Annotated in this window: 21 protein-coding genes and 1 pseudogene; 9 read left to right on the forward strand and 13 right to left on the reverse strand. The window is 69.8% G+C overall.

Annotated elements, in window-relative coordinates:
• Positions 1 to 55: 55 nt before the first annotated feature.
• Together ACRDSQ_RS19200 and ACRDSQ_RS19205 are read right to left on the reverse strand one after the other, a co-directional pair.
• Entirely contained in the window at positions 56 to 730 is a 675-nt protein-coding gene (locus tag ACRDSQ_RS19200) for a Crp/Fnr family transcriptional regulator (protein ID WP_431422965.1), read from the reverse strand.
• A 156-nt stretch (positions 731 to 886) separates the two neighbouring features.
• Positions 887 to 1,138, reverse strand: a complete 252-nt coding sequence (locus ACRDSQ_RS19205) for a hypothetical protein (protein WP_091380583.1) — start codon at positions 1,136 to 1,138, stop codon at positions 887 to 889.
• 197 nt (positions 1,139 to 1,335) lie between these two features.
• Here ACRDSQ_RS19205 and nth point away from each other — a divergent pair, with 197 nt between their 5' ends.
• From nth to ACRDSQ_RS19225, 4 genes are read left to right on the forward strand one after another with little or no spacing between them, the layout of a single operon-like run.
• Positions 1,336 to 2,052 (forward strand): endonuclease III, encoded by a 717-nt coding sequence (nth, locus tag ACRDSQ_RS19210; protein ID WP_431423011.1) that lies wholly within the window; start codon positions 1,336 to 1,338, stop codon positions 2,050 to 2,052.
• The gene (locus ACRDSQ_RS19215; protein ID WP_431422966.1) at positions 2,049 to 2,639 is read left to right on the forward strand and encodes a TlpA family protein disulfide reductase; all 591 of its coding nucleotides are present in this window, start codon (positions 2,049 to 2,051) and stop codon (positions 2,637 to 2,639) included. Before nth ends, ACRDSQ_RS19215 begins: the two co-directional genes overlap by 4 nt.
• The gene (locus tag ACRDSQ_RS19220; protein WP_431422967.1) at positions 2,636 to 3,325 is read left to right on the forward strand and encodes an NUDIX hydrolase; all 690 of its coding nucleotides are present in this window, start codon (positions 2,636 to 2,638) and stop codon (positions 3,323 to 3,325) included. The genes ACRDSQ_RS19215 and ACRDSQ_RS19220 overlap by 4 nt, the downstream gene beginning before the upstream one ends.
• Before the next feature lie 3 nt (positions 3,326 to 3,328).
• Positions 3,329 to 4,513: a MarP family serine protease gene (locus tag ACRDSQ_RS19225; protein WP_431422968.1), complete on the forward strand. Its 1,185-nt coding sequence runs from the start codon at positions 3,329 to 3,331 to the stop codon at positions 4,511 to 4,513.
• Here the strand turns inward: ACRDSQ_RS19225 and ACRDSQ_RS19230 are convergent.
• From ACRDSQ_RS19230 to nhaA, 3 genes are read right to left on the reverse strand one after another with little or no spacing between them, the layout of a single operon-like run.
• Positions 4,510 to 5,448, reverse strand: coding sequence for an alpha/beta fold hydrolase (locus ACRDSQ_RS19230; RefSeq protein ID WP_431422969.1), 939 nt, complete (start codon positions 5,446 to 5,448; stop codon positions 4,510 to 4,512). The genes ACRDSQ_RS19225 and ACRDSQ_RS19230 overlap by 4 nt on opposite strands.
• Positions 5,449 to 5,471: 23 nt before the next feature.
• Complete coding sequence (locus tag ACRDSQ_RS19235; protein WP_431422970.1) at positions 5,472 to 5,987, reverse strand: phage holin family protein; 516 nt, start codon at positions 5,985 to 5,987, stop codon at positions 5,472 to 5,474.
• 48 nt (positions 5,988 to 6,035) lie between these two features.
• Positions 6,036 to 7,235 carry a Na+/H+ antiporter NhaA gene (gene nhaA, locus ACRDSQ_RS19240; RefSeq protein ID WP_431422971.1) on the reverse strand — a complete coding sequence of 400 codons (1,200 nt, stop codon included), beginning with the start codon at positions 7,233 to 7,235 and terminating at the stop codon, positions 6,036 to 6,038.
• A gap of 194 nt (positions 7,236 to 7,429) precedes the next feature.
• Between nhaA and ACRDSQ_RS19245 the strand changes: the two genes are divergently transcribed.
• The gene (locus tag ACRDSQ_RS19245; protein WP_431423012.1) at positions 7,430 to 8,113 is read left to right on the forward strand and encodes a lysophospholipid acyltransferase family protein; all 684 of its coding nucleotides are present in this window, start codon (positions 7,430 to 7,432) and stop codon (positions 8,111 to 8,113) included.
• Here ACRDSQ_RS19245 and ACRDSQ_RS19250 read toward each other — a convergent pair.
• Together ACRDSQ_RS19250 and acs are read right to left on the reverse strand one after the other, a co-directional pair.
• Complete coding sequence (locus ACRDSQ_RS19250; RefSeq protein ID WP_431422972.1) at positions 8,110 to 8,829, reverse strand: VIT1/CCC1 transporter family protein; 720 nt, start codon at positions 8,827 to 8,829, stop codon at positions 8,110 to 8,112. The two genes, ACRDSQ_RS19245 and ACRDSQ_RS19250, sit on opposite strands and share 4 nt — an antisense overlap.
• A gap of 100 nt (positions 8,830 to 8,929) precedes the next feature.
• Entirely contained in the window at positions 8,930 to 10,909 is a 1,980-nt protein-coding gene (acs, locus tag ACRDSQ_RS19255; protein WP_431422973.1) for an acetate--CoA ligase, read from the reverse strand.
• Between the two features lie 142 nt (positions 10,910 to 11,051).
• On the opposite strand from acs, the gene ACRDSQ_RS19260 reads away from it, so the two are divergent.
• Together ACRDSQ_RS19260 and ACRDSQ_RS19265 are read left to right on the forward strand one after the other, a co-directional pair.
• The gene (locus tag ACRDSQ_RS19260) at positions 11,052 to 11,780 is read left to right on the forward strand and encodes an oxidoreductase (RefSeq protein WP_431422974.1); all 729 of its coding nucleotides are present in this window, start codon (positions 11,052 to 11,054) and stop codon (positions 11,778 to 11,780) included.
• 92 nt (positions 11,781 to 11,872) lie between these two features.
• Positions 11,873 to 12,430: a DUF937 domain-containing protein gene (locus tag ACRDSQ_RS19265; protein WP_431422975.1), complete on the forward strand. Its 558-nt coding sequence runs from the start codon at positions 11,873 to 11,875 to the stop codon at positions 12,428 to 12,430.
• Between the two features lie 43 nt (positions 12,431 to 12,473).
• On the opposite strand, the gene ACRDSQ_RS19270 is transcribed toward ACRDSQ_RS19265, so the two are convergent.
• The 6 genes and pseudogenes from ACRDSQ_RS19270 to ACRDSQ_RS19295 all read right to left on the reverse strand — a co-directional run bounded on the left by ACRDSQ_RS19270 (position 12,474) and on the right by ACRDSQ_RS19295 (position 20,695).
• Positions 12,474 to 13,400 carry an N-acetylmuramic acid 6-phosphate etherase gene (locus tag ACRDSQ_RS19270; protein WP_431422976.1) on the reverse strand — a complete coding sequence of 309 codons (927 nt, stop codon included), beginning with the start codon at positions 13,398 to 13,400 and terminating at the stop codon, positions 12,474 to 12,476.
• 45 nt (positions 13,401 to 13,445) lie between these two features.
• Entirely contained in the window at positions 13,446 to 14,363 is a 918-nt protein-coding gene (locus ACRDSQ_RS19275) for a MurR/RpiR family transcriptional regulator (RefSeq protein ID WP_431422977.1), read from the reverse strand.
• A 166-nt stretch (positions 14,364 to 14,529) separates the two neighbouring features.
• Positions 14,530 to 16,249: pseudogene (locus tag ACRDSQ_RS19280) on the reverse strand (serine hydrolase).
• A gap of 11 nt (positions 16,250 to 16,260) precedes the next feature.
• Positions 16,261 to 17,481, reverse strand: a complete 1,221-nt coding sequence (locus tag ACRDSQ_RS19285) for an exo-beta-N-acetylmuramidase NamZ family protein (RefSeq protein ID WP_431422978.1) — start codon at positions 17,479 to 17,481, stop codon at positions 16,261 to 16,263.
• A 5-nt stretch (positions 17,482 to 17,486) separates the two neighbouring features.
• A complete protein-coding gene (locus tag ACRDSQ_RS19290) occupies positions 17,487 to 19,256 on the reverse strand; it encodes a glycoside hydrolase family 3 protein (RefSeq protein WP_431423013.1) in 1,770 nt (589 codons plus the stop codon).
• Positions 19,257 to 19,867: 611 nt separating this feature from the next.
• Positions 19,868 to 20,695, reverse strand: coding sequence for an HAD family hydrolase (locus ACRDSQ_RS19295; RefSeq protein WP_431423014.1), 828 nt, complete (start codon positions 20,693 to 20,695; stop codon positions 19,868 to 19,870).
• Between the two features lie 407 nt (positions 20,696 to 21,102).
• Here ACRDSQ_RS19295 and ssd point away from each other — a divergent pair, with 407 nt between their 5' ends.
• Complete coding sequence (gene ssd / locus ACRDSQ_RS19300) at positions 21,103 to 22,152, forward strand: septum site-determining protein Ssd (protein WP_431422979.1); 1,050 nt, start codon at positions 21,103 to 21,105, stop codon at positions 22,150 to 22,152.
• 133 nt (positions 22,153 to 22,285) lie between these two features.
• Complete coding sequence (locus ACRDSQ_RS19305) at positions 22,286 to 23,467, forward strand: TadA family conjugal transfer-associated ATPase (RefSeq protein WP_431423015.1); 1,182 nt, start codon at positions 22,286 to 22,288, stop codon at positions 23,465 to 23,467.
• Positions 23,468 to 23,966 lie beyond the last annotated feature (499 nt).

Below are 23,966 nucleotides of genomic sequence, written 5' to 3' on the forward strand. Positions count from 1 at the left end.
GGTCGGTGCGCCGCGTCGGGGGCGGCGCCCGACCTCTCGCCTCTTTATTCGGCTGTCAGCGGGCCCGGCGGGCGAGCCGCTCGGGGTCGAGAATCAGCACGCTCTTGCCTTCGAGTCGCAGCCAGCCGCGGTGCGCGAAGTCGGCGAGCGCCTTGTTGACGGTCTCGCGGGAGGCGCCGACGTACTGGGCGATCTCCTCCTGCGTGAGGTCGTGGGTGACGCGCAGCAGACCGGCTTCCTGGCTGCCGAAACGCTGTGCGAGCTGCAGCAACGCCTTGGCGACGCGGCCGGGCACATCCGTGAAGATGAGGTCGGCCAGCATGCCGTTGGTGCGGCGCAGCCGTCGGGCGATCACGCGGAGCAGCTGCTCGGCGATCTCCGGTCGGGTGCCGATCCACTGGCGAAGCGCCGGACGGTCCATCGTCACCGCGCGCACCTCGGTGACCGTGGTCGCCGTCGACGTGCGCGGACCCGGGTCGAAGATCGACAGCTCGCCGAACATGTCCGACGGTCCGAAGATGCCGAGCAGGTTCTCGCGGCCGTCCGGAGACTTCCGCCCGAGCTTCACCTTGCCGGACTGGATGATGTACAGCCGGTCGCCGGGCTCGCCTTCGGCGAAGATCACGTGTCCCCGGGGGAAATCCACGGCTTCGAGCGTCTGTGCGAGCGCTTCCGCCGCGGCCGGCTCGACCCCTTGGAAGATGCCCGCACGGGCCAGGGTCTCATCCACCTCGGTCCTCCTGTATCCACCTCGGCCGCCGCATCGATGCGACGCCGATCACGCTTACAGTGTAGGGCGTTCGCCAGGATTGCCCTGACGGCTCGCCGACAGCGCGGGTCGCGCGTTCGACGGGCAACTGATCGCCCAGTTGGATGACCCTAGCGCCTATGCCCCGCCCTTGCGACCGCGCAGCTTCGCGGCGCGCCCACCGACCCTACGCAGCCGGAACAGCTCCAGGGCGCGACCGATGCCGTGGCCGTAGAGCGCGCGGACCTCATCGGGCCGGGCGGACTCCAGGAACTCCTCGACGTCGGTCTCTTGGACCGCGACATGGCGAAGACGGGTTTCCACGCGTTCCATGAACAGCGCGAAAAACATGATCACCAGGGGCACTACGAACACGAACCAGACTGCCATGGTGTCGTCGATCCTCGTCTGTCGTTGAAGATTCTCGATGGTCTGATGCGTAGACGTCTGGGGCACATTTCGGGTTGTCCTACGGCCCGTAGGCTAACGAGGTGCCTCCGACCACCCGACGCCCGCCCCGTGCAGCCGCCGCGGAGGCGGACTCGGATGCGGAAACCAGTCTCTCCCTGACCCGCCGCGCCCGCCGGATGACCCGCGCCCTGGCCGAGGGCTATCCGGACGCGCACTGTGAGCTGGACTTCACCACCCCGCTGGAGCTGGCGGTGGCGACGATCCTGTCCGCGCAGTGCACCGACGTCCGGGTCAACCTGACGACTCCCGCGCTCTTCGCGAAGTACCGCACGGCCGCCGATTACGCCGGCGCCGACCGCGCTGAGCTGGAGGAAATGATCCGGCCGACCGGTTTCTACCGGAACAAGGCGAACTCGCTGATGGGTCTCGGCGCCGCCCTCGTCGAGGGCTTCGGCGGCGAGGTGCCTGGCAGGCTCGACGACCTGGTGAAGCTGCCCGGCATCGGCCGTAAAACCGCCAATGTGATCCTCGGCAACGCTTTCAACGTGCCCGGCATCACGGTGGACACGCACTTCGGCAGGCTGGTCCGCCGCTGGAAGTGGACCGAGGAGGAAGACCCGGTCAAGGTCGAGCACGCGATCGGCGCGCTGGTCCCGCGCAAAGACTGGACCATGCTGTCGCACTGGGTGATCTTCCACGGCCGTCGGGTGTGCCACGCGCGCAAGCCCGCCTGCGGCGCCTGCCTGCTCTTCCGCGACTGCCCGTCCTACGGCGCGGGCCCGACGGAGCCGGAGCAGGCGGCGAAACTGGTCAAGGGCGTCGAGGCCGAGCACCTGATCGCCCTGGCCGAGCGCACCCGCGACGGCTACCGGCCCGGGAAGCCGAGCGAGTGAAGTCGCGCTGGGCGTTGGTCGCGGTGATCCTCCTGATGGCGGGGGCCGTCGCGCTCTGGCCGCGCGGTGAGGAGCCCAAGCAGGCGGCCCCAGGCCCGGACTTGACGGCGGCGCGGGCCGAAGCCGCCCTCACGCCCTGCGTGACGGCCGCGGGCGGCCCGGAGTCGGTGCGCGGTGTCACAGCGGAGTGTCTGGCCGACGGGGCCAAGGTCGATGTCGCCGGGGTGCTCGCCGGCCGTCCCGTGCTGCTCAACGTCTGGGCGACCTGGTGCCAGCCGTGTCGCGAGGAACTTCCAGTCCTCGCCGACTACGCGGCGGGCGAGGGCGCTATCGCCGTTGTCGGTCTCGCGATAAAGAGTCCGACCGCGGACGCTCTAGGCCTCCTAAGAGACCTCAACGTCAAGTTCCCCAACCTGCTGGACACAGATGGCTCGGTCGAACGCGCGCTGAAGCTCCCCGCGGCGCTGCCGGCGAGCTATCTGGTCTCCGCGGACGGGACCGTGACGTTCATCTCCGACCCGCGGCTGCTGAGGTCGGTCGCCGACGTGCGCGGCGCCGTCACCCGCTACCTCGGAGGACCCCGATGACCCACGGACCCCTGGTCGACCCGGCCGAGCTGCCAGGCTGGCTCTCGCCGCTGGTCGCGGCCACCGCCGATCTCGACGCGGACATGTTCCGGCGGTTCTCGCCGCCTGCCGCCAGCGCCCGCGACGCCGCCGTGCTGATCCTGCTGGGCGAGGACCCCGAGCGTGGCCCTGACGTGCTCTTACAGCTGCGCGCGACGGGCGACGACAAGCACTCCGGCCAGGTCGCCTTCCCCGGCGGCAAGACCGAACCCGAGGACGACGGCCCGGTGGCCACCGCGCTGCGCGAGGCCATCGAGGAGACCGGCGTCGACCCGTCCGGGGTTCGGCCGGTCGCGCTGCTGCCGTCGCTGCACATCCCGGTTTCCCGGTTCCACGTGACGCCGGTGATCGGGTACTGGGAGAAGCCGAGCCGGGTGTGGGCCGTCGACCCGGCGGAGACGCAGGCCGTGGCCAGGGTGCCGATCTCGCACCTGGCCGACCCGGCCAACCGGTTCATGGTGCAGCACCCGTCGGGGTACGTCGGGCCGGGCTTCGCGGTGCCCGACATGCTGGTGTGGGGTTTCACCGCGGGTCTGCTGACGCTGTTGCTCGCGGTGGGCGGCTGGGAACAGCCATGGGATGCCGCGGACGTCCGTGACCTTGACGTAGCGTGGCGCTCCACCGGTAACCGAGGCGCGGAGGTCTGAGGCTTGAACTGGGTGGACGTGCTGGTCGTCGCACTCGCCGTGCTCGCGGCGATCTCGGGCGCCCGCCAGGGGGTGATCACCGCGCTGCCCGCGTTCATCGGGGTGCTTCTCGGCGCGGTCGCGGGCATCAAGCTCGCGCCGCTCGTGGTCGCCCGGATCGATTCGACGCCGACCAGGGTCGCGTTCGCGGTGGCGATCTTCGTGCTGCTCGTCGCGCTCGGCGAGACTTTCGGCGTGTGGATCGGCCGCACCATCCGGCAGAAGTTCTCCTCACCGCGGCTCGCGGGGGTCGACAGCGCGCTCGGGGCGGTGGTCCAAGGGGCTGTCGTGTTCGTGGTGTCGTGGCTGATCGCCCTGCCGCTGACGACCGTGGGCGGGCTGCCGGGGCTGGCGTCGGCGATCAAGGACTCGGCCGTGCTCGGCGGGGTCAACGAGGTCATGCCGCAGGCCGCGCGCGGGCTGCCCAACGAGCTGCGGCAACTGCTCGACGTGTCGGGGTTCCCGGCGGCGGTCGACCCGTTCAACCGGACGCCGAACAAGGAAGTCGAGCCGCCGGACCCCGCGCTGCAGGCCAGTGCCGTCGTCCAGCGGGTCCGTCAGAGCATCCTCAAGATCAACGCCAAGGCGCCGTCGTGTGAGCGGGCGCTGGAGGGCAGCGGGTTCGTCATCGCGCGCGAGCGGGTCATGACGAACGCGCACGTCGTCGCCGGGACGGACGAGGTCAGCGTCGAGTCGGGCGATTCGTCGCTGCGCGCACGGGTCGTGCTTTACGACCCGGCGACCGACGTGGCGATCCTCGCGGTGCCCGGCCTGACCGCCCCGCCGCTTCCGTTCGCGCCCGGAGACGCGAAGAGCGGGCAGGACGCGATCGTGCTCGGCTACCCGCTCGACGGTCCGTACACCGCTTCGCCCGCGCGCGTGCGTGACCGGATCCCGCTTCGCGGACCGGACATCTACGACTCCGCGACAGTCAACCGCGATGTGTTCACCCTGCGCGCGAAGGTGCTCAGCGGAAACTCGGGTGGCCCGCTCGTCGACACCAGCGGCCAGGTGGTCGGGGTGATCTTCGGCGCGGCCGTGGACAACTCCGAGACCGGCTTCGCGCTGACCGCCGCCGAGGTCCGCGAAGAGGTCGGCCGCGCCCCCGGTCTTATCGAGCGAGTGGGCACCAGCCGCTGCGCCTCTTAGCCGCGTAGGAACGTCGTGAGCAGCCGGTTGGTCGCCGCGGGGGCTTCCTCGTGCGGGAAGTGGCCGATCCCGGGCAGGACGTGCTTCTCGGCGCGCGCGCCGAGCCAGCGGGTGGAGGCGTCGCGGGTGCGGGCCAGCACGCACGGGTCCTCGGCGCCGTAGAGCTGCAGGACGGGGTGCTCGATCTTGCGCTGCATGGCCTCGACGTAGCGCCTGCCTTCGCCGCGCAGCTGTGACCGCATCGCCCACCGGTAGTACTCCAGCGAGCAGTGCGCCGCGCCGGGCACGAGCATGGCCCGCCGGTACTGGTCGACGGCGGCGGGGAAGTCGCGGTGGCCGGTCCACATCGGGCCCGACCAGGTCTTCATCAGCGTCTCCACGGTGGCCGCGTCATCGCGGGTCAGCCAGCGTTCCGGCGCCATCGGGATCTGCGCGCGGAACACGTGTCCCACCGCGCGCGCCTGGTTGTGCCGCTGCCCGCGCAGCGCGGTGCGGCGGACCTCCGTGCGCAGGGCCAGCGGATGCGGCGCCGACAGCGTCGCGACCGAGTGCACCACGCGCGGGTGCAGGGCGGCGACGGTCCAGCCGACCATGCCGCCCCAGCCGTGCCCGACAAGGTGGGCGCGGCTTTCACCCAGGGATTTGACCAGGCCCGCGATGTCGCCCGCCAGCGTCCACGCGTCGTATCCGCGCGGGGGTTTGTCGGAGTCGCCATAGCCGCGCAGGTCGACGGCGACGGCCCGGTAGCCGGCGTCGCCGAGCGCGGTCAGCTGGTGGCGCCACGTCCACCAGAACTGGGCGAACCCGTGCAGGAGGAGGACCAGCGGGCCTTCACCGGTCTCGGCGACGTGCAGCCGGATGCCGTTCGCGTGGATGTCGCGGTGCGACCACGGTCCGTCGACTCGGACTACCGAGGGGTCCGGGCGGGAGCGCACGGCGCTGATCAGCGGTCGGCCGTTCAGCGGCGAGCGGGCACGTGCCCGTTGCCGCTGTGCTCACCTCGGTGGGTCAGCGCCGCGGCGGTGTCCTTCATCGAACTGATCGTGCGCTGCGGAGCACGGACCGCTCGAAACTTGCGATAGCCCAGGAAGCCGATCACGCCCGCGAGCGTCAGCATCACGAAGAACACGATGCCGAAGGCGAGCGAGCGGACCAGCCCGAGGTCGGCGAGGAGTTCGGCGAGCGCGAAAAACAGGAAGAACGAGCTGTAAAGCAGGATCGTGAGGGCGATGATGAAGAAAATGCCGCCCTTGAGACCCTTCTTGATCTCGCCGGTGACCTCGGACTTCGCCAGCTCGACCTCGGCGCGCACGAGCGTCGACAGGTGCGTCGTGGCGTCCTTGACCAGGTTGCCTATCGACTGGTCGCCCGCGTCGGCGTAGGCCCGGTCGTCGGCAAGGGGGATCGAGGGCACCTTGGGCAGCCCCGAACCATTGCGGTCTCCGTTTGCGTGCGCGCTGCTCACGAGCGTCATCGTGCCATGCTCGGTGGAACCAGGCCGACCGGCCGGTAAATCCGGGCTTTATTCGGCTTGGTGGACGCGACTGCGCCGGGCCAATAGCGCCGCCGCGAACAAAGACGCCGCCGCGGAGGCCACCAGCACCGCGGCCTTGGCGAGTTCGGCGTCGGCCTTGCCCAACGACAGTTCCGCTATCAGCAGACTGACCGTGAATCCGACGCCGCCCAGCATCGCCACCGCGCTGATGTCACGCCAACCCAGGCCGGGTGGGAGCACCGCGACCTTCGTCCACACCGCCACCAGCGATGCCCCGACGATCCCGATGAACTTGCCTGCGATCAGACCGATGATCACCGCGAGCGCCATCCGGTCGGTGTAGAGCTTGCCCAACGCCTCGCCGTTGACCGGCACGCCCGCGGCGAAGAGGGCGAATACGGGCACCGCGAAGCCCGCCGACCATGGCTGCAGCCGGTGTTCGAGTCGCAGGCACGGCGACTCCTTCTCGAACTTGTCGCGCCGGACCCGGGTCAGCAGGCCCATCGCGACGCCCGCGACCGTCGCGTGGACGCCGCTGGAGTGCACGGCGACCCAGATCGCGACCGCCAGCGGGATATAGATCCAGTACGCGGTGACCCGCTTGTGCTGCAGGTACCAGTACAGCGCCAGCAGGGCCAGCGCGATGCCGAACGCGACGAGGTCGAACGACGCGGTGAACAGCACGGCGATGATCAGGATGGCGCCGAGGTCGTCCACCACGGCCAGGCTGAGCAGGAAGATCCGGGCGCTGCTGGGCATTCCGGCCCCGGTCAGCGCCAGCACCCCCAGCGCGAAGGCGATGTCGGTGGCGACGGGGATCGGCCAGACATCGCCCGCCCGCGGGTCTCCCCAGGCGACCGATAGCGCTACCACCGCGGGGATGACCATCCCGCCGATAGCGGCTAGAGCGGGCAAGAGCGCTGCCTTGAAACGCGACAGTTCGCCGATCACCAGCTCGCGCTTGAGCTCTAGGCCCACGACGAAGAAGAAGAGCGCGAGCAGACCGTCTTTGGCCCACGCCCCGACGGTGAGATTCAGGTGCAGGAAGTGCGGCCCGATCTCGGTGTCACGGATAGTTGTGTAGACACCGGAAGCGGGGGTGTTCGCGAGGATCAAGGCGACCGCGGTGGCCGCCAGGAGCACGAGGCCGCCGACCGTCTCGGTCCGAAGGAATCGTGCGAACTCGGCTACGACCTTGGGCGCGGCGCTACGACGTCGCTGTGACACGGGTTACTCCTTGCTCGGCGGACACCTCCGGCTCACGCCGACCAGGCTTCCCGGCACACCCACAACGACCTTATAGGACGATCATGACCAGCGAAAACGCTGACACGGCCCCCACCGTCGGGCCGTTAGGCGATGATGCGCGGGTGCGCACTGACTCGAACAGACACATCGGCGTGTTCCGGGCGATCAAGCTGATGTTCCTGCTGCCCCGGCGGGGCCGCGGCTTCTGGTACAGCCTGGCGATCGACCTGCTGTGGCCGCTGCTGGCGGTCAGCACCCGGCTGCGCTTCCGCGGCGACCTGCCCAAGGAGGGTGGTGTGCTGCTCGCGTCCAACCACCTGTCCAACGCCGACCCGGTGACGGTGACCGCGTTCGCGCTCCACGAGGGTCGGATCCCGCGCTTCCTGGCGAAGTCGAGCCTGTGGAAGGTGCCGGTGATCGGGAACGTGGCGCGCGGCGGCGGTCATATACCGGTGGAACGGGAAACCGCGCAGGCACGCGGCGCCTATCACGGCGCGGTGGACGCGGTCCGCCGCGGCGAGTGCGTGCTGTTCTTCCCTGAGGCGGGCTTCTCCGGCGACGTCGACCACTGGCCGTCCACGCGCGTGAAGAACGGTGTCGCGCGCGTCGCGCTGGAGACCGGCGCGCCCGTGGTGCCGGTGGTCAACTGGGGGACCCACGCGCTGCTTCCCGCGAAGGCGAAGTTCCCCAAGCTGTTCCCGCGCAAGACGATCGACATCGTGGCAGGTGATCCTGTCGACCTCTCCGACATCACGGGCACCGACCGCGAGGCGCTCAACGAGGCGACCCAGCGGATCATGGGCGCCATAACGGACCTGCTGGCCGAACTCCGCGGTGAGCGCCCACCGGTTCGCTAAAGGACCGTCACGCCGAACAGGACGCCGATCCAGTAGGTCACCGCCATGGCCAGGCAGCCGACCCCGACGTTCCTGATCACCGCCGCTTTCGCATTCGCGCCGCCCAGTCGGGCGCTCACGGCTCCGGTGATCACCAGGCCGATGACGACGGCGGCCGCGCACGTCCACACCCGCAGGCTCACCGGGGGGAGCGCGATCGCCAGCAGCGGCAGTAGTGAGCCGAGCGCGAACGACACCAGCGACGCCCAAGCCGCCTGCCAGGGACTGGTCAGGTTGTCCGGGTCGATCTGCAATTCGGCCTCCGCGTGCGCGCGGAGGGCGTCTTTCTCGGTCAATTCCCGGGCGACTTCGGCGGCCAGTTCCGGCGAAAGTCCTTTTTCGACATAGATGCCCGCGAGTTCACGTTCCTCGGCCTCGGGCATCTCGGTGAGTTCACGCTTTTCCTTGAGCAGCAGCGCCCGCTCGGTGTCACGTTGTGTGCTCACCGATACGTATTCGCCGCCCGCCATCGAAAGAGCGCCCGCGACCAGGCCCGCGACTCCGGCGATGAGGATCGCGCGGTTGTCCGAGGTCGCGCCCGCCACGCCCACCACCAGACCCGCGGTGGAGATGATCCCGTCGTTGGCCCCGAGCACGCCCGCGCGCAGCCAGTTGAGCCGTTCGCCGACGCCGCCGGAGTGCGGTTCGGCCGCGTGTGGGCCCGGCCGCGCTTCCATTTGTGTCACACCTCAATGAAAGCACGGCCGGGAATAGTCCGCGTAACGGAGTATCGCCTCAATATGAATAGGCAATCCTCATTTAAGTAAGGCTTGCCTGTCAGTCCTCCGACGGCTTGTTGCTCAGTCCCTGGGTGATCAGGTTCATTACCGCGCTGTCGGCCAGAGTGGTCGTGTCGCCGATTTCGCGGTTCTCCGCGATGTCACGCAGCAGCCTGCGCATGATCTTGCCGCTGCGGGTCTTCGGCAGCTCGGTGACGACCAGGATCTGCCGCGGCTTCGCGATCGGCCCGATCTCCTTCGCGACGTGGTCGCGCAACTCGCTGACCGCCGCCTCCGGAGTGCCCTCCGGCCGGTCGCGGAGGATGACGAACGCGACGATGCCCTGGCCCGTCGTCGCGTCCGTGGCGCCCACGACAGCGGCCTCGGCGACTGTCGGGTGGGACACCAGCGCGGACTCGACCTCGGTGGTGGAGATGCGGTGGCCGGACACGTTCATCACGTCGTCGATGCGGCCGAGCAGCCAGATGTCGCCGTCGGCGTCGTACTTGGCGCCGTCGCCGGCGAAGTAGAAGCCCAGATCGGCGAAGCGGGACCAGTAGGTCTCGCGGAAGCGCTCCTCGTCGCCCCAGATGCCACGCAGCATCGACGGCCACGGCTGGGTGAGCACGAGGTAGCCGCCGCCACCGGCCTGCACCTGCTTGCCTGCCTCGTCGACGATGGCCGCGCCGACGCCCGGCAGCGGACGCTGCGCGCTGCCCGGCTTGGCCTCGGTGACACCGGGCAGCGGGCTGATCATGATCGCGCCGGTCTCGGTCTGCCACCAGGTGTCGACGATCGGGATCCGGTCGCCGCCGATGTGCTTGCGGTACCAGATCCACGCCTCGGGGTTGATCGGCTCGCCGACCGAGCCCAGCAGGCGCAGCGACGACAGGTCGTAGCCCGCCGGGATCTGCTCGCCCCACTTCATGAACGTGCGGATCAGGGTGGGCGCGGTGTAGTAGATCGTCACGCCGTGCTGCTGGATGATCTCGAAGTGCCTGCCCTCGTGCGGGGTGTTGGGCGTTCCTTCGTAGACCACCTGCGTGGCGCCGTTGGCGAGCGGGCCGTAGACGATGTAGGTGTGCCCGGTGATCCAGCCGATGTCGGCGGTGCACCAGTACACGTCGGTCTCGGGCTTGACGTCGAAGACCGCGTTGTGGGTGTAGGCCGCCTGGGTCAGGTACCCGCCGCTGGTGTGCAGGATTCCCTTCGGCTTACCGGTGGTGCCTGAGGTGTAGAGGATGAACAGCGGGTGCTCGGCGTCGAAGGCCTCGGGCGTGTGCGCCTCGGACTGCTTGTCGACGACGTCGTGCCACCACAGGTCGCGGCCCTGCGTCCACGGGATCTCGGCGCCGGTGCGGCGCACGACCAGGACGTGCTCGATGCTCGGCGTCTCCGCGGTGGCCTCGTCGGTCGACTCCTTCATCGGCGCCGGCTTGCCGCGGCGGTACTGGCCGTCGGAGGTGATCAGCAGCCGCGCCTGGGCGTCGTCGATGCGTGAGCGCAGCGCGGTGGGGGAGAAGCCGCCGAAGACGACGCTGTGCACGAGGCCGAGTCGCGCGCACGCGAGCATCGAGTAGATAGCCTCGGGCAGCATCGGCATCTGGATGGCGACGCGGTCACCGGCGTTGAGGCCGAGTTCGGCGAGCGCGTTGGCCGCCTTGCTCACGTTGCGCTGCAGGTCGGCGTAGGTGATCGTGACCGAGTCGCCGGGCTCGCCGACCCAGTGGATCGCCACCCGGTCGCCCAGGCCCGCCTCGACGTGCCGGTCGACGCAGTTGTAGGCGACGTTGAGCTGTCCGCCGACGAACCACTTCGCGAACGGCGCGTCGTCCCAGTCGACCACCCGCGACCACTTGCTCGCCCAGGTCAGGCGCTCGGCCTGCTTGGCCCAGAACGCGTCGCGGTCGGCGTCTGCGTCGTCGTACCACTGCGCCGTGGCGTTCGCCTGCGCCGCGAACTCGGCCGACGGCGGGAAGACCCGGCTCTCCGTCGACAAGTTGTCCAACGCCCGACTTTGACCGGACTGCTCGGTCATGGGACCTGACCTCCTAGGTAGTTGCCTGACAAGGTCGAACCTATAGCGATCCGGGTCACCCCGACAGTCCTTCGCGATAAAGGTTTAGACCAATTCTCACCGTGTCACGGACCACCCCGACGTGCCCGGTACTGTCCGGTAGGTGACCGATCCCCTGGCCCCGCTGCTCGCCCTTCCCGGCGTCGAGGACGCCGTGCGCTCCGCGCGGGACTCGGTCGCCGAAGTCCACCGGCACCCGACGAACCGCCGCGGCTGGCCCGCGACGGCGGCCGAGGCGTCCGTGCGGGCGGCCCGCGCGTCGGCTGTCCTCGACGGCGGCGACCCGGAGATCCCCGAGGTCGGCGACGTCAGCGACCCGATTCTCGCCGGCGCCCTGCGCGTCGCCGAGGCGCTCGGGCCGCTGCTGCCGACGTGGGAACGCGCTCCGCTGCAGGCGCTGGCGAAGCTGCACCTGCTCGCCGCGGCCGACCTGACCGACGGTGAGGCCCTGGGCAGGCCCAAGTCCGGCGCCGCACCCCGGCTCGACCTGCTCGGCGGCCTGGTCGCGGGCGGGACGAAGGTGCCGGGTCCGGTTCTCGCCGCCGTGGTGCACGGCGAACTGCTCACCCTCGCGCCCTTCGGCACCGCCGATGGCGTCATCGCCCGCGCCGCGGCCCGCCTGACGTCGATCGGCACCGGACTGGACCCGAAGGGCCTCTCGGTCCCCGAGGTGTCGTTCATGCGCCGCGAGAACCGCTACCGCGCGGCCGCCGCGGGCTTCGCCACCGGCGAACCGGAAGCGGTGGGCGCGTGGATCATCTTCTGCTGCGAAGCCGTCGAGGCGGGCGCGCGGGAAGCGACGAGCATCGCGGACGCGTCACTCGCCGAGTAGTCCATCCGTCCGAGTGATCTTCCGCAGGCGCGCTCCGGCAGGCGTGGCTACGCTGGCCGGAGCCGAGCCCGGCGCCTGAGGAGGATCCACCCGTGAGCGCGATTGACGACATCCTTGGCCAGATCCCGCTGTCCCAGCTCGCCGCCCAACTGGGCGTCGACGAGGGCACCGCGGAACAGGCCACCCGCGCCGCACTGCCCGCGCTGCTGGGCGGTATGCAGGCCAACGTGCAAGACCCGGCGGGCGAGCAGTCGCTGCTGAAAGCGCTGGGGCAGCACGATCCCAGCCTCGTCGAGGGCGGCGTGGACCTCGAACGGGTGGACACTTCGGACGGTTCGAAGATCGTGAACAACGTCTTCGGCGCGCAGCAGTCCGAGGTGGTCAACACCCTCGGCGGGCTGCCCGGCGTCGACGGCAAGGCGCTGATCGCCAAGCTGCTGCCGTTGCTCGCCCCGATCGTGATGTCCTACCTGGCCAAGAAGCTCGGTGGCAAACTCGGTGCGCCGGTGCCGGAACAGCCCCAGCAGCAGAGCGGCGGCGTTCTCGGGGATCTCCTCGGCGGCCTGCTCGGCGGCGGTTCCGGTGGCGGCGGCGGTCTCGGCAACCTGGGCGACCTGCTCGGTGGACTCCTGGGCAGTGGTCGCAAGTAGACAGTGCGCCGTGGCGCACCCGCTGGGTGCGCCACGGGGCTTTCTAGACGGCGTGCGCGTCGAGCAAGCCCAACGCGTGCCGGACGTGGCCGCTGGTCTCCGTGAGCGCCTGTCGGGCGCTGGGCGTGTCCACACCGGACAGCAGGTGGACGAGCGCGACCTTGAGGTCGCCGTGCGACTCGGTCAGCGCCGCGGAGCACTCGGCCATGCCCAAGCCGGTCGCCTCGCGCAGGATCCGCAGGGTGCGTCCGCGCAGCTTGGCGTTGTTGGCGCGCATGCTGACCATCAGATTCGAGTACGTGCGACCCATCTTGACCATGACCGCCGTGGAGAACGCGGTCAGCACGAGCTTCTGCGCCGTGCCCGCCTTCATCCTCGTCGAGCCGGAGATCGCCTCCGGCCCGGTGTCGACCACGATCACCAGGTCGAGCTGCGAAGTCCGCGCGGCGTTGGGGTTGTTGGACACGAGGGCCGTCGTCGCACCGAGGCCATGTGCGGTCTCCAGCGCGCTGATCACGTACGGGGTGCGGCCTGAAGCCGTCAGACCCAGAACGAAGTCGCCGGGCCGGACATCGCGGTTCATCTCCTCGGCGGCGGCCAGGTCGTCGTCCTCAGCGGCCTCGGCGGACCGGTGGACAGCCCCCGGGCCACCCGCGTGGTGGACCTGGAACCAGTCCGGCGGGGTGTTGTACGTCGGTGCGAGCTCGGCGGCGTCGAGGGTGGCGATGCGACCGGAGGTGCCCGCGCCGACGTAGTGCACGCGCTTGCCCGCGCGTAGGGCCTCCGTCGCCAAGTCGACCGCCTGCGCCAACAGCGGCAGCGCGGCGGCCACCGCGTCCGGGACCACGCGGTCCTCGGAGTTGATCGTCCGCAGGATGTCGACCGTCGACATCTGATCGATGTCGGCGGTGCGCGGGTTCCTCCGCTCCGTCGGGGAGTCGACATGCACGGTTTGCCGAGGCACCGTCATCTCACGCAATCCCTTCCCGAAGCGGTCAGACCCGCGCACCACTGATCACTTCCCGGTGTCTCGCGGCTTGCGCCGTCCGTCGTGCCGGGTCTCGAGCCGGTGCGGTCCGACCGCGTCCCGAGTCGAGTCGAGCGCCTTGATCGTCTCGTCGAGGTGGCGCTGCGCGACGCCGATGAACAGGCAGTCGACCACCGTGAGCTGCGCGATCCGGCTGGCCGTCGCGCCCGAGCGGAAAGTGGTCTCCCGCGCGGCCGTGGTCAGCACCAGGTCGGCCACCTCGGCGATCGGCGAGGTCGGGTAGTTCGTCAGCGCGACCGTGGTCGCCCCATGCTCACGGGCGACCCGCAGGGCCTCGACGGTGTCGGCGGTGGCGCCGGTGTGCGAGATGGCCACCGCGACATCGCCGGGTTTGAGCACCGCGGCCGAGGTCAACATGATGTGCGTGTCGTTCCACGCGAAGCTGACCCGCCCGATCCGATGCAGCTTCTGCTGCAGGTCGAGCGCCACGAACGCGCTGGCCCCGACGCCGTAGACGTCGACCCTCCCCGCGTTCGCGACGGCGCTGACGACCTCGGCCAGCACATCGATGTCGAGTTGGTCCGCGGTTTCCTCGACGGCCCGGGAGTCGGCGAAGGTGACCTTCCCGACGACGGTCTTGAGGTCGTCGTCGGGGTTGATGTCACCGCCGAGGTCCCGGTCGGCGTGCGCCTCGGACCGAGCGGTGTCGGCGGCAAGCGCGATGCGCAGCTCGGGGTAGCCCCCGACGCCGATCGCCTTGCAGAACCTGGTCACGGTCGTCTCGCTGGTGCCCGCGGCCTCGGCGACCTCCGTGATGCTGCGGCGGGCGACGGTGGACGGGCTCTCGAGCACGACCTTGGCCACCCGTTGCTCAGCTCGGGCCAGACCCGGCAGGAGCGAACGAATGCGGACCAACGGACTTGACTCGCTGTGTTCTGCTGTCATTTGACTCGCACTCACGTGGGAAACTTACTAACAGTGATGGGGTAGGACAAGGTGGTGCGTCACCTTTGTCGGCAACGCTACCCAAACGTGTCAGTTTCAGCTGCGGGCCTGGGTGGGGCTTGCTCACGGAATCGCTGGTCGGCTGCGGATTGTTAGCGTCAAACGGTCAACAAGTTTGGAGCCGCCACCCATCTGGCGCTATCAGGTGGGGTTCTTTCTCACCGTTAAGCAGCGATCGATCACCATCGGTGACCAATATTCGGTCGACGTAGAAACCGCGGCCCAGGTACCGGCCATCGGTGCTCGCCCGCCAGCGAACCGTGAACGAACCAGCCGCGGGCAACGTCGGCGTTGATCGTCCACCAACTCCGGTGGCCCGCACCGGCCAAAACGTCCACTTCGCCGGGCGGTGCGCCCCGGCCCGCCGCCCGCATCGGCAGCGCGTGCCACGTCTGGCCGTCAGCGCTCAACTCCAGTCGGAGCGAATCACTCGATTCGGTATCCACGAACGTGTCGAAAGTGACTCTCGCCGAGCCCGTCCCGGCGAGTCGGGGCGTGGTCAGGGTCGACGTGGTCGAGTCGGCCCAGCCGGTGGCCCAGGCCACCGGACCGTGCCTGGGCCGCACCGCCATCGACCGGGCCAGCCCGCTCGCGAGCCGCTCCCGGGCGAGATTGATCGATCCCCACGCCCGGGAGGGGTGAACGCGGTTGGTCAGAAGGATGGTGAAAGACCGCGACGCCGGGTCGATCACCAGCGAAGTGCCGGTGAAACCGGTGTGCCCGGCTGTCCGCGGGCCGGACAGTGCCCCCATGTACCAACGCTGGTTCAGCTCGAATCCCAGGCCGTGGTCGTTGCCGGGGAACTCCGGCGTGTGGTTCGTCAGCATGTCGCGCACCGTCTCGGCCCGCAGGATCCGCCTGCCCGCGTAGGCGCCGCCGTTGAGGATGGTCTGCGCGAGGACAGCGAGGTCTCCTGCGGTGGAGAACACGCCCGCGTGCCCGGCGACACCGCCCAGCGACCACGCGTTCTCGTCGTGCACCTCCCCGCGGACCATCCCCCGCGGGGGCGAGGACTGGAATTCGGTCGCGGCGACGCGGTGCAGCTTCGCGGCGGGCGGGTTATAGCCGGTGTCGCGCAGGCCCAGCGGGCCGGTGATCCGCTCGGCGACCACTATGTCGAGCGGCTTGCCGGACCTCCGCTCGACCAGGACGCCGAGGGTGATCAGGTTGAGGTCGGAGTAGACGTACCTCGACCCGGGCGGGTACTTCGGGGCCCGGTCGAGCACCGCGGCGATCCGGGACGGCTTGTCGGGCCAGTCGCGCCACAGCGGGATGAAGGGTTCCAGACCGGAGGTGTGGGTGAGGAGCTGCTTGACGGTGATCGAGGCCTTGCCGTTGGCCCCGAACTCGGGCAAATAGGCCGCCACCGGCGCGTCTACGTCCACCATGCCGTCCTCGACCAGGCACAACACCGCCATGGAGGTGAACAGCTTGCTCACCGACGCCAGGTCGAAGATCGTGTCCGCCCGCATCGGCACCTGCTTGTCGGCGGGCAGTTCGGTGCCCGAGGCGTCGGCGTGGCGCACCGCCTGGCCTGCCTCGGACCGCGCCACGATCACCCCGTTGTGCGTGGACAGCGTGACCGCGCCCGCGAACAGCGGCCTGGCTGGGCTCGGCCGCGTCCACGCCTCGATCGCCCGTTCGGCCTCGGTGAGTGGGCCCGGATCGAGGCCGACGGCCTCGGGGGAGTCGGCCCGCAGCACGGTGCTCGCCGGAGCGAACCCCTGCCAGGGCCGGTCGAACCGGCCTGCCGCACTCTCCGCCATCGCCTCCGAACCGCCTGCCATGAGCACCACCGCCACCACCGCGGCCGCCACCCGTGCCATCGCACCCCGTTTCACCGATAGAGGAGGTAGGGCTCCCTGAGTCGCCGGAAATCGGCCAGCTCCGCCTGCCACGCGCCGACGATCTCGGCCGTGTCCGCTCCCGCGTCGACCATCCGCCGGAGCCGGTCGGAGCCAGTCAATTTGTCGATAAAGAGATCCGGCCGCCAGGCGAACACCGCTGGGAACAGCCGTTTCACCGTCACGAGCATCGCCACGGAGGTTCGGATTGCCTCGAACCGCCGCTCGTCGGTGATGTGCACATGCACGCCTCCACACGCTCCGCCGACGAACTTGCCGAAGGTCGGGACGAAGTACTGCTCGCGGAAACGGACTCCGGGCAGCCCCAGCGCGTTGAGCTCCTCGGCCCACCGCCAGTCGAGGCCCGGCGCGCCGATGATCTCGAACGGGCGGGTCGTGCCCCGGCCCTCCGAGAGCACCGTCCCCTCGAACAGGCACGTGCCCGGGTAGGTGAGCGCGGTCTGCGGCGTCGGCATGTTGGGGCTTGGTGGGACCCACGTGAGCCCGGTGTCGGCGAACAGGTGGTCGCGCCGCCAGCCCGTGACGCGCTCGACCGTCACCTCCCGGCTCAGGAACTCGCCACCGAACAGCCGGGCCAACTCGCCGACCGTCATGCCGTGCTGCTGCACGATCGGCTGCCGACCGACGCCGGACGCGTAGGCGGGGTCGAGCGTTGGCCCGCGCGGGGAGCCGCCGATCGGGTTGGGGCGGTCGAGGACGATGAACTCGAGGTCCTTGGCGGCGCTCATCGCCGTGTACATAGTCCAGATGTAGGTATAGAACCGGGCGCCCACGTCGGCGATGTCGAAGACCACCGTGTCCACGCCCGCCTTGGTGAACTGCGCCGCGAGCTTGGCGGCGGTGGCGCCGTACGCGTCGTAGACGGGGATGCCCGTGCGCGGGTCGAGGTAGTCGCCCTCCGACCCTCCTGCCTGCGCTGTGCCTCGGAAACCGTGTTCGGGCCCGAACACAGCAGTCGGGCGCACGCCGGCGGCGACCATGGAGTCGACCGCGTGGGTGCCGTCGCGCAGCACGCCCGTCGGGTTCGACACGATCCCGAGGCGCCGCCCGGCCAGGCGCCGCCAACCCTGGGCGGCGAGCGTGTCGGCGGCGGGTGAAATCCGGCCTAGGGGCTGCGCGGTGGCGGGCGCCGCGGCGGCGCTGAGCAGGGGAGCGGTGAGGGCGGACGCGGCGAGAAACCGTCGGCGGTCCATCCCGGCTACCAGCTCAGGCCGTGGTCGAACGGATAGCGCACTTCGCTCGGGTCGACGCCGTCGGGGACCGCGACCGGCAGCCTGCCCTTCGGCGGGATCTCCCCGGTGATCACCTTCGTGAGCGACTCCAGGGACACCTCGCGCCACGAGTATGTCGCCAGCCACGTGGGCGCGTCGACGAAGCCCGCGTCATACGGGACCTGGGCGGCCACGGCGATCACCGGTTTGCCGGTCTCCAGGAGGCGGGTGAGCAACGTGCGCTGGGCGACGTTCGCCGACAGGTTGTTGGTCAGCACGATCACGAGGTCGACGCCTTGGGCCGCCGCGACCGCCTCGGTGATCTTGGTGTCCACCGGTCTGGTGCCGGTCGGCAGCGGCGTCGCGTCCCAACCCCTGGCGCGCAGGTGGGCGGCCAGCAGGGTTGGGGACTTGGCCGAGTTGACCGTGTCGCCCACGCCGGCGACCAGCGTCCGCGCCGGTGTCCGGCGGGGCAGCAAACCGGCGTCGTCGCGCAGCGCCGTCACGGTGCGGTCGGTCAACCGCTGGATCGCGGCCTTGTTCTCCGCCGAGCCCACCAGGGCCGGGACGCGCTCGACGTCCACGAAAGGTCGGGCCAGGATGCCGCGCTTCGCTTTGAGGGCCACTATCCGGCGAACGCTCTGCTCTATGCGCTCGACCGTGAGCCTGCCGCTGTGCACGGCGGCGAGCAGGGAATCCATGGCCAGCCGCAGATCCGGCGGCATGAGCAGTTGGTCGACGCCCGCCTCGATCGCCAGCACTGGGATCTCGGCGTCGTCGAACATCTCCCGGATCCCCTGCATGCCAAGGGAATCGGACACGATCACGCCCTGGTAGCCCATCTCCTGGCGGAGCAAGTCAGTCATGATCGGCTTGGACACGGTCGCGGGGACGCGGGTCGGGTCCAGGCTCGGGAACTGGATGTGCGCGGTCATGATCGAGTCGATGCCCGCGGCGATCGCCGCCCGGAACGGCGGCAAGTCCAAGGTTTGCCACTCCGCGGCCGACCGGTTGATGATCGGCAGACCGGTGTGGCTGTCGGTCGCCGCGTCGCCGTGTCCGGGGAAATGCTTCGCGGAAGAGGAAACCGTCGCTATCGGCCTGCCGCTCTCCTGGTAGCCGCGCACCTCGGCGGCGACCATCTCACTGGCGAGAACCGGATCCGCGGAGAACGACCGAGCGCCGATGACCGGATTGAGCGGGTTGGAGTTCACATCCGCGACCGGCGCGAAGTTCTGGTTGACCCCCATCGCACGCAGCTCGTGGCCGTTGATCGAGGCCAGCGTGCGCGCGTCCGCGGCGTTGCGCCCCGCGCCGATCGCCATGCTTCCCGGATACTCGGTGGCGGGCGCCTCCATGCGAGTGACGTTGCCGCCTTCCTGGTCGATCGCCACCACCAGCGGCAGCCGGGCGCCGGAGTCGATCGCGGCCCGCTGCAGGCCGTTGGAGAACGTGGCGAGTTGCACCGGGCTGTCGACGTTGTCGGTGCCGCTGCTGTTGAAGTAGATGACGCCGCCGACCTGGAACCGCTTGACCACCTCGGCTGGTGTGTCCACGCCATAGGTGGCGCGGTTCATCGAGTGGACCTCGTCGGCCGACTTGCCCCAGACACTGGCCACGAACAGCTGGCCGACCTTCTGCTCCAGGGTCATCCGACCCAGAAGGTCGTCGGTCCAGGCATCCACGGAGCGTGCGCGGATCTCGTCCTCCGCGGGCTTGGCTGGGATCGCGCTCGCGACGACGGTCACGGTCGCCATGGTGGCGGCGGCGATGAGGAGCGCGGCCAGTGGCCGTGGAGTACGCACCCTGCCTCCCGGTGGGTCGTGTCGGCGCTTGTTAACTAATAACAACGCCTACACGGAAGTTACTCACGTCACGATCACCGGGTCAACGCGGTGTTGGCCGCCTGTGGACAACTACCCCTGAAACGGAATTGGGCGGCTCCGCTCCGGAGAGCGGAACCGCCCAAACCTCCGCGCGAACACTCGGGTTACCAAGCGTTCAACTTTGTCGTATCAACATGGCCTCGGCGTCCGGCGTCCCGGTCCGCAGTCCCTTGACGACATGCCTCCCGCGGCGTGCTGCGCGTGGGTGCTCGGTGCTCGCGCACGGAGTTCGCTCGGGGTGGATCGGAGCTTCTCTTCGCTTCGTCCCTGGCCGGCTCGAAGTCCGCACCTCCATTTGTACCCAGTGAGGAAGGTCACTTCAAGGGCACTTTCGGGTGCACCGGTAAAGAGCACGGAAAGCATCGACCAGCACCGTCCGTGAGCGTAGGCTGGACGCTCTGTTTGCGTCTTACCCGGACTGGATCATGTGGGTACCGCCAGTCGGGTGCATCCGAAACTTCCTTGCGCGACACCGAGTCCGGTCAGCGCCTGCGCCTGCGGTAGCCGTACCAGGCTGCGCCCGCCGCTGCGGCCGCCGCGCTGAGGCCGATCGCCGTCACAGCCACCGTCGTGCCGGACGGTGCGTGGAAGCGCGAGCGCAGCGACACCGGCTTGGAGAACGTCAGGATCGGCCAGCCGCGCTCGGTCGCGATCTTGCGGAGTCCACGGTCCGGGTTGACCACCGACGGGTGCCCGACCGCTTGCAGCATCGGAAGGTCGGTGCTCGAGTCGGAGTAGGCGTGGCTCGCGGCGAGGTCGTATCCGTGCCGCTCGGCCAAGTCGCGGATCGCGGCGGCCTTGTTGTCGCCGTAGCAGTAGAAGTCGATCTCCCCGGTGTACCGCCCCTCGGCCGACACCATCCGCGTGCCGACACTGTGCGTCGCGCCGATCATCTCCGCGATAGGGGCGACGATCTCCTCGCCGGATGCGGAGATGACAACGACCTCATGACCGTTCGCCTGGTGCTCGGCGATCAACTCGGCCGCCTCCGCGTACACGAGCGGGTCGACGATGTCGTGCAGGGTTTCCTCCACGATCGAGCGAACTTGCTCGACATCCCACCCTGCGCACAGCGACGTGAGGTGCTCGCGCATTCGCTCGACTTGGTCCGCATCCGCCCCGGAAGCAGCGAAAACGAACTGCGCGTAAGCGCTTTTGAGCACTCCGCGACGGTTGATGAGGCCGCCCTGGAAGAACGGCCTGCTGAACGCCAGCGTGCTGGATTTCGCGATGACCGTCTTGTCCAGGTCGAAGAACGCCGCGACCCGGCCCGGTGGGCTTGGGTCGGCGCTGCTGCCGGAATCGGTCACGCCGCCAGCATAGGAGCGGGGTGCGGGCGAGCCGTCGCGGTATGCCCACAGGGTGAACTGCACCAGTGTCTTCGGCTGTTCTGTAGCCAAGACACCCAGGGAAGGGGATACAGTATCCATAACCGGCCTAGTGCCGGGACGGTTCAGTCCGACCCCCCGGGGCTGAACCTCTGACGGCCCCCGCCCCTCCCCCCCCTGGCGGGGGCCGTCCTATATCCGCGGCAAGTCGGCCCCCTCCCAGCCTGCCGGCACCCGCCGACAAAACTCGGCGCCCGCCACCGGTCTGTCCACAGTGACCGCGACCTGTCCACAGCCCGACCGGCGGGGATTGTTCCTGACGCCCGCTCGGCCGATCGTGATCACAGCGGCCGCTGGCGGCCGCCCCGATCCGAAGGGAGCTGGTCGTCGTGGCCCGACCGGTGGCGTGCGTACAGGAGGACAGCCTGCTCGACGAGGTCCTGCGGGTGGCCGCGGCGGCGGGCTCCGCGGTCGAACGAGTCGTCGACGTCCCGGATCTCCGAGCCCGCTGGCAGGACGCTCCCCTCGTCATCCTCGATGCCCAAGCGGCGGCGGAATGCCTCACCATCGCGTTGCCGCGCAGGGAAAGCGTGGTCCTGGTGTGTGCGTGCGCCCCTCCACCGACAACCTGGTCCGACGCGGTGGCCCTCGGCGCGGACCGGGTGGTCACGTTGCCGGACGGTGAATCCTGGCTGGTGGAAGCGTTTGCGGACACCACGGAGAGCCCGGCCGACAAAGCGGGCCGGGTCGTCGCCGTCATCGGTGGCCGCGGCGGTGCGGGCGCCTCGGTGCTCGCTGCCGCCGTTGGCGTCACGGCGCTGGATCTCGGTCACGACGCCTTGCTTGTCGACTGCGACCCACTCGGTGGCGGCCTCGACCTGGTGCTGGGCGCGGAGCAGATCCCTGGGATGCGCTGGCCCGACCTGCGCCTCAAATCGGGCCGCATCCCGGTCTCCAGCTTGCGGTCCGCGCTGCCTGGCCGCACCAAGGGCGACGCACGTCTCACGCTGCTGTCCGGCGCCAGGTCGGGGGAGGCGCCCAGCCCCGAGGCCGTGGCCGCGGTCATCGACGCGGGCAGGCGCGGCGGCGAGACCGTCGTCTGCGACCTGCCGCGTGCCCCCGGAGACGCCGCCCATGCCGCCTTGGACCGCGCGGACCTCGCGGTGGTGATCGTCCCCGCCGAAGTCCGCGCCTGCGCGGCCGCCCGCAACGTCGCCACCCGAATAGCCGCCCGCGGCATCCGCGCGGCGGTGATAGTCCGCGGCTCCACCCCGACCCGCCTGCCCTCGCCTGCCATCGCGGAGGCAGTAGGCCTCCCCCTCCTCGCAACCCTGCGCGCCGACCGCGCTCTGGCGCACTCCCTCGACCACGGCGCCTTCCAAGTCCGCGGCTCCCTGGCCCGCGCTGCCCGCGCGGTCCTCGCGGAGCTACGACCATGACCAAAGGCACAGCAGTGACAACCGTCCCCGTCAACCGAGCCGCCGCGGCAGTTGCTCGAGCCACCAACGGCTCGTTCGCCCAAGTGACGCGTCCGACCACAGCGGAGTTCCGATCATGACCGTAGGTACGGCGGTGACAAGCGACCTTGTCGACCGGGTTCGGAGGCGGCTGGCCGGTGGTGCGCGGGAGATCACCTCGGCTGCCGTGGCCCAAGCCGTTCGCGACGAGGCGGGCGGGGTCGTCGGCCACGATGACGTCCTGACCGCCTTGACGCTGCTACGCCAAGAGTTCGTCGGCGCAGGCCCACTTGACCCCCTGCTCCGCGACCCGGCCACCACCGACGTCCTTGTCACCGCGCCGGACGAGGTCTGGGTCGACGGCCCCAAAGGCCTCCGGCGTACCGACATCCAGTTCCGCGACGAAGACGCCGTGCGTCGCCTCGCCCAGCGCCTCGCGATGGCCGCGGGCCGCCGCCTCGACGATGCCCAGCCCTACGTCGACGGCTGGCTACCAAGCGCTGCCACCACTACCCGGACCCGCCTGCACGCGGTGCTTCCCCCGATAGCCGACGCAGGCACCTGCCTCTCCCTACGCGTCCTCCGCCCCGCCGCCCACGGCCTCACCGACCTGCGCCGCCTCGAGACATTCGACGACTACCTCCACGACGTCCTCCGGGCGATCGTCCACGCCAGGCTGGCTTTCCTGGTCTCAGGTGGAACCGGGAGCGGCAAGACGACCTTGCTCTCAGCCCTGCTAGGCGAGGTGCCAACAGAAGAACGCATCGTGTGCGTCGAGGATGCCGGCGAGTTGCAGCCCGCCCACCCCCAATTCGTCCGCCTGGTCACCCGACCACCGAACATCGAGGGTGCGGGTGAGATCACCCTGCGAGACCTCGTCCGCCAAGCCCTGCGCATGCGCCCCGACCGGCTGGTGCTGGGCGAAGTCCGAGGCGCGGAGGTGTGCGACCTCCTGGCTGCCCTCAACACCGGTCATGACGGCGGCGCTGGAACGGTCCACGCCAACTCACCCGCGGAAGTCCCCGCACGCCTCGAAGCGCTGGCGGCGCTGGGCGGACTCGCCGCCACCGCCCTGCACAGCCAGGCCGCCGCCGCCATCCACCTGATCCTCCACATGCGACGGTCAGCCGCCGGAGTCCGCCAGCTGCAACAGATCGCCCTGCTCGGCAGATCACCAACCGGCCTGGCGATAACCACCGTATGGAAGGACGGCGCGTGGACCCCGGATGCCCCTGCCCTCAGCACCCTGCTGCAGAACGCGGGTGTTCACCTACCCAAGCCCCCGACGCCATGCTGACGCGAGCAGCCGCCTCGAAAGCCCGGCTCGGTGCGCGGAGCCGCCGGGGCGTCGGTCGCGTGCGGAGACTTGCTGTGGACGGCGGTCTGCATACCGGAGTGATCTCTTCGCGGCTGAACTCGATCAGGTCGCTGTGGTCGAGTTCAGCCGCGTGGTCGGCCGGCCATCTTCGCCCGAGTTTCTGGCCAAGCAGATCGTTCACGTCCTCCTGGTCGCGTGGGACCAATCCGGCCGCGCGTTGGGCGCGGCTTTCACCGCTCGCCGAAGTCAAGTTGTCGTTGTCGTTGTCGTTGTCGCGAGCTGCCCACTGGCGAAACACGAGGTCGCGGTTGACCCTGCTCAAGCGAGTAGGTGATCGCCAATGGTGATCCCACCCGTTCTGTTGCTGGCCGCGGCCGCGATCGCTTGGCCGTCCGACTTGGCTTCCCTCCGACTGCGACGCCTCACAAATCCTCCGCGCGCGACGCTCCTGCGGAAGCCGAAGCAGGTGGGTCTCATC

Origin of the sequence: Actinokineospora sp. (genome assembly GCF_050699995.1) — a bacterium.
Classification (GTDB): Bacteria; Actinomycetota; Actinomycetes; order Mycobacteriales; family Pseudonocardiaceae; genus Actinokineospora.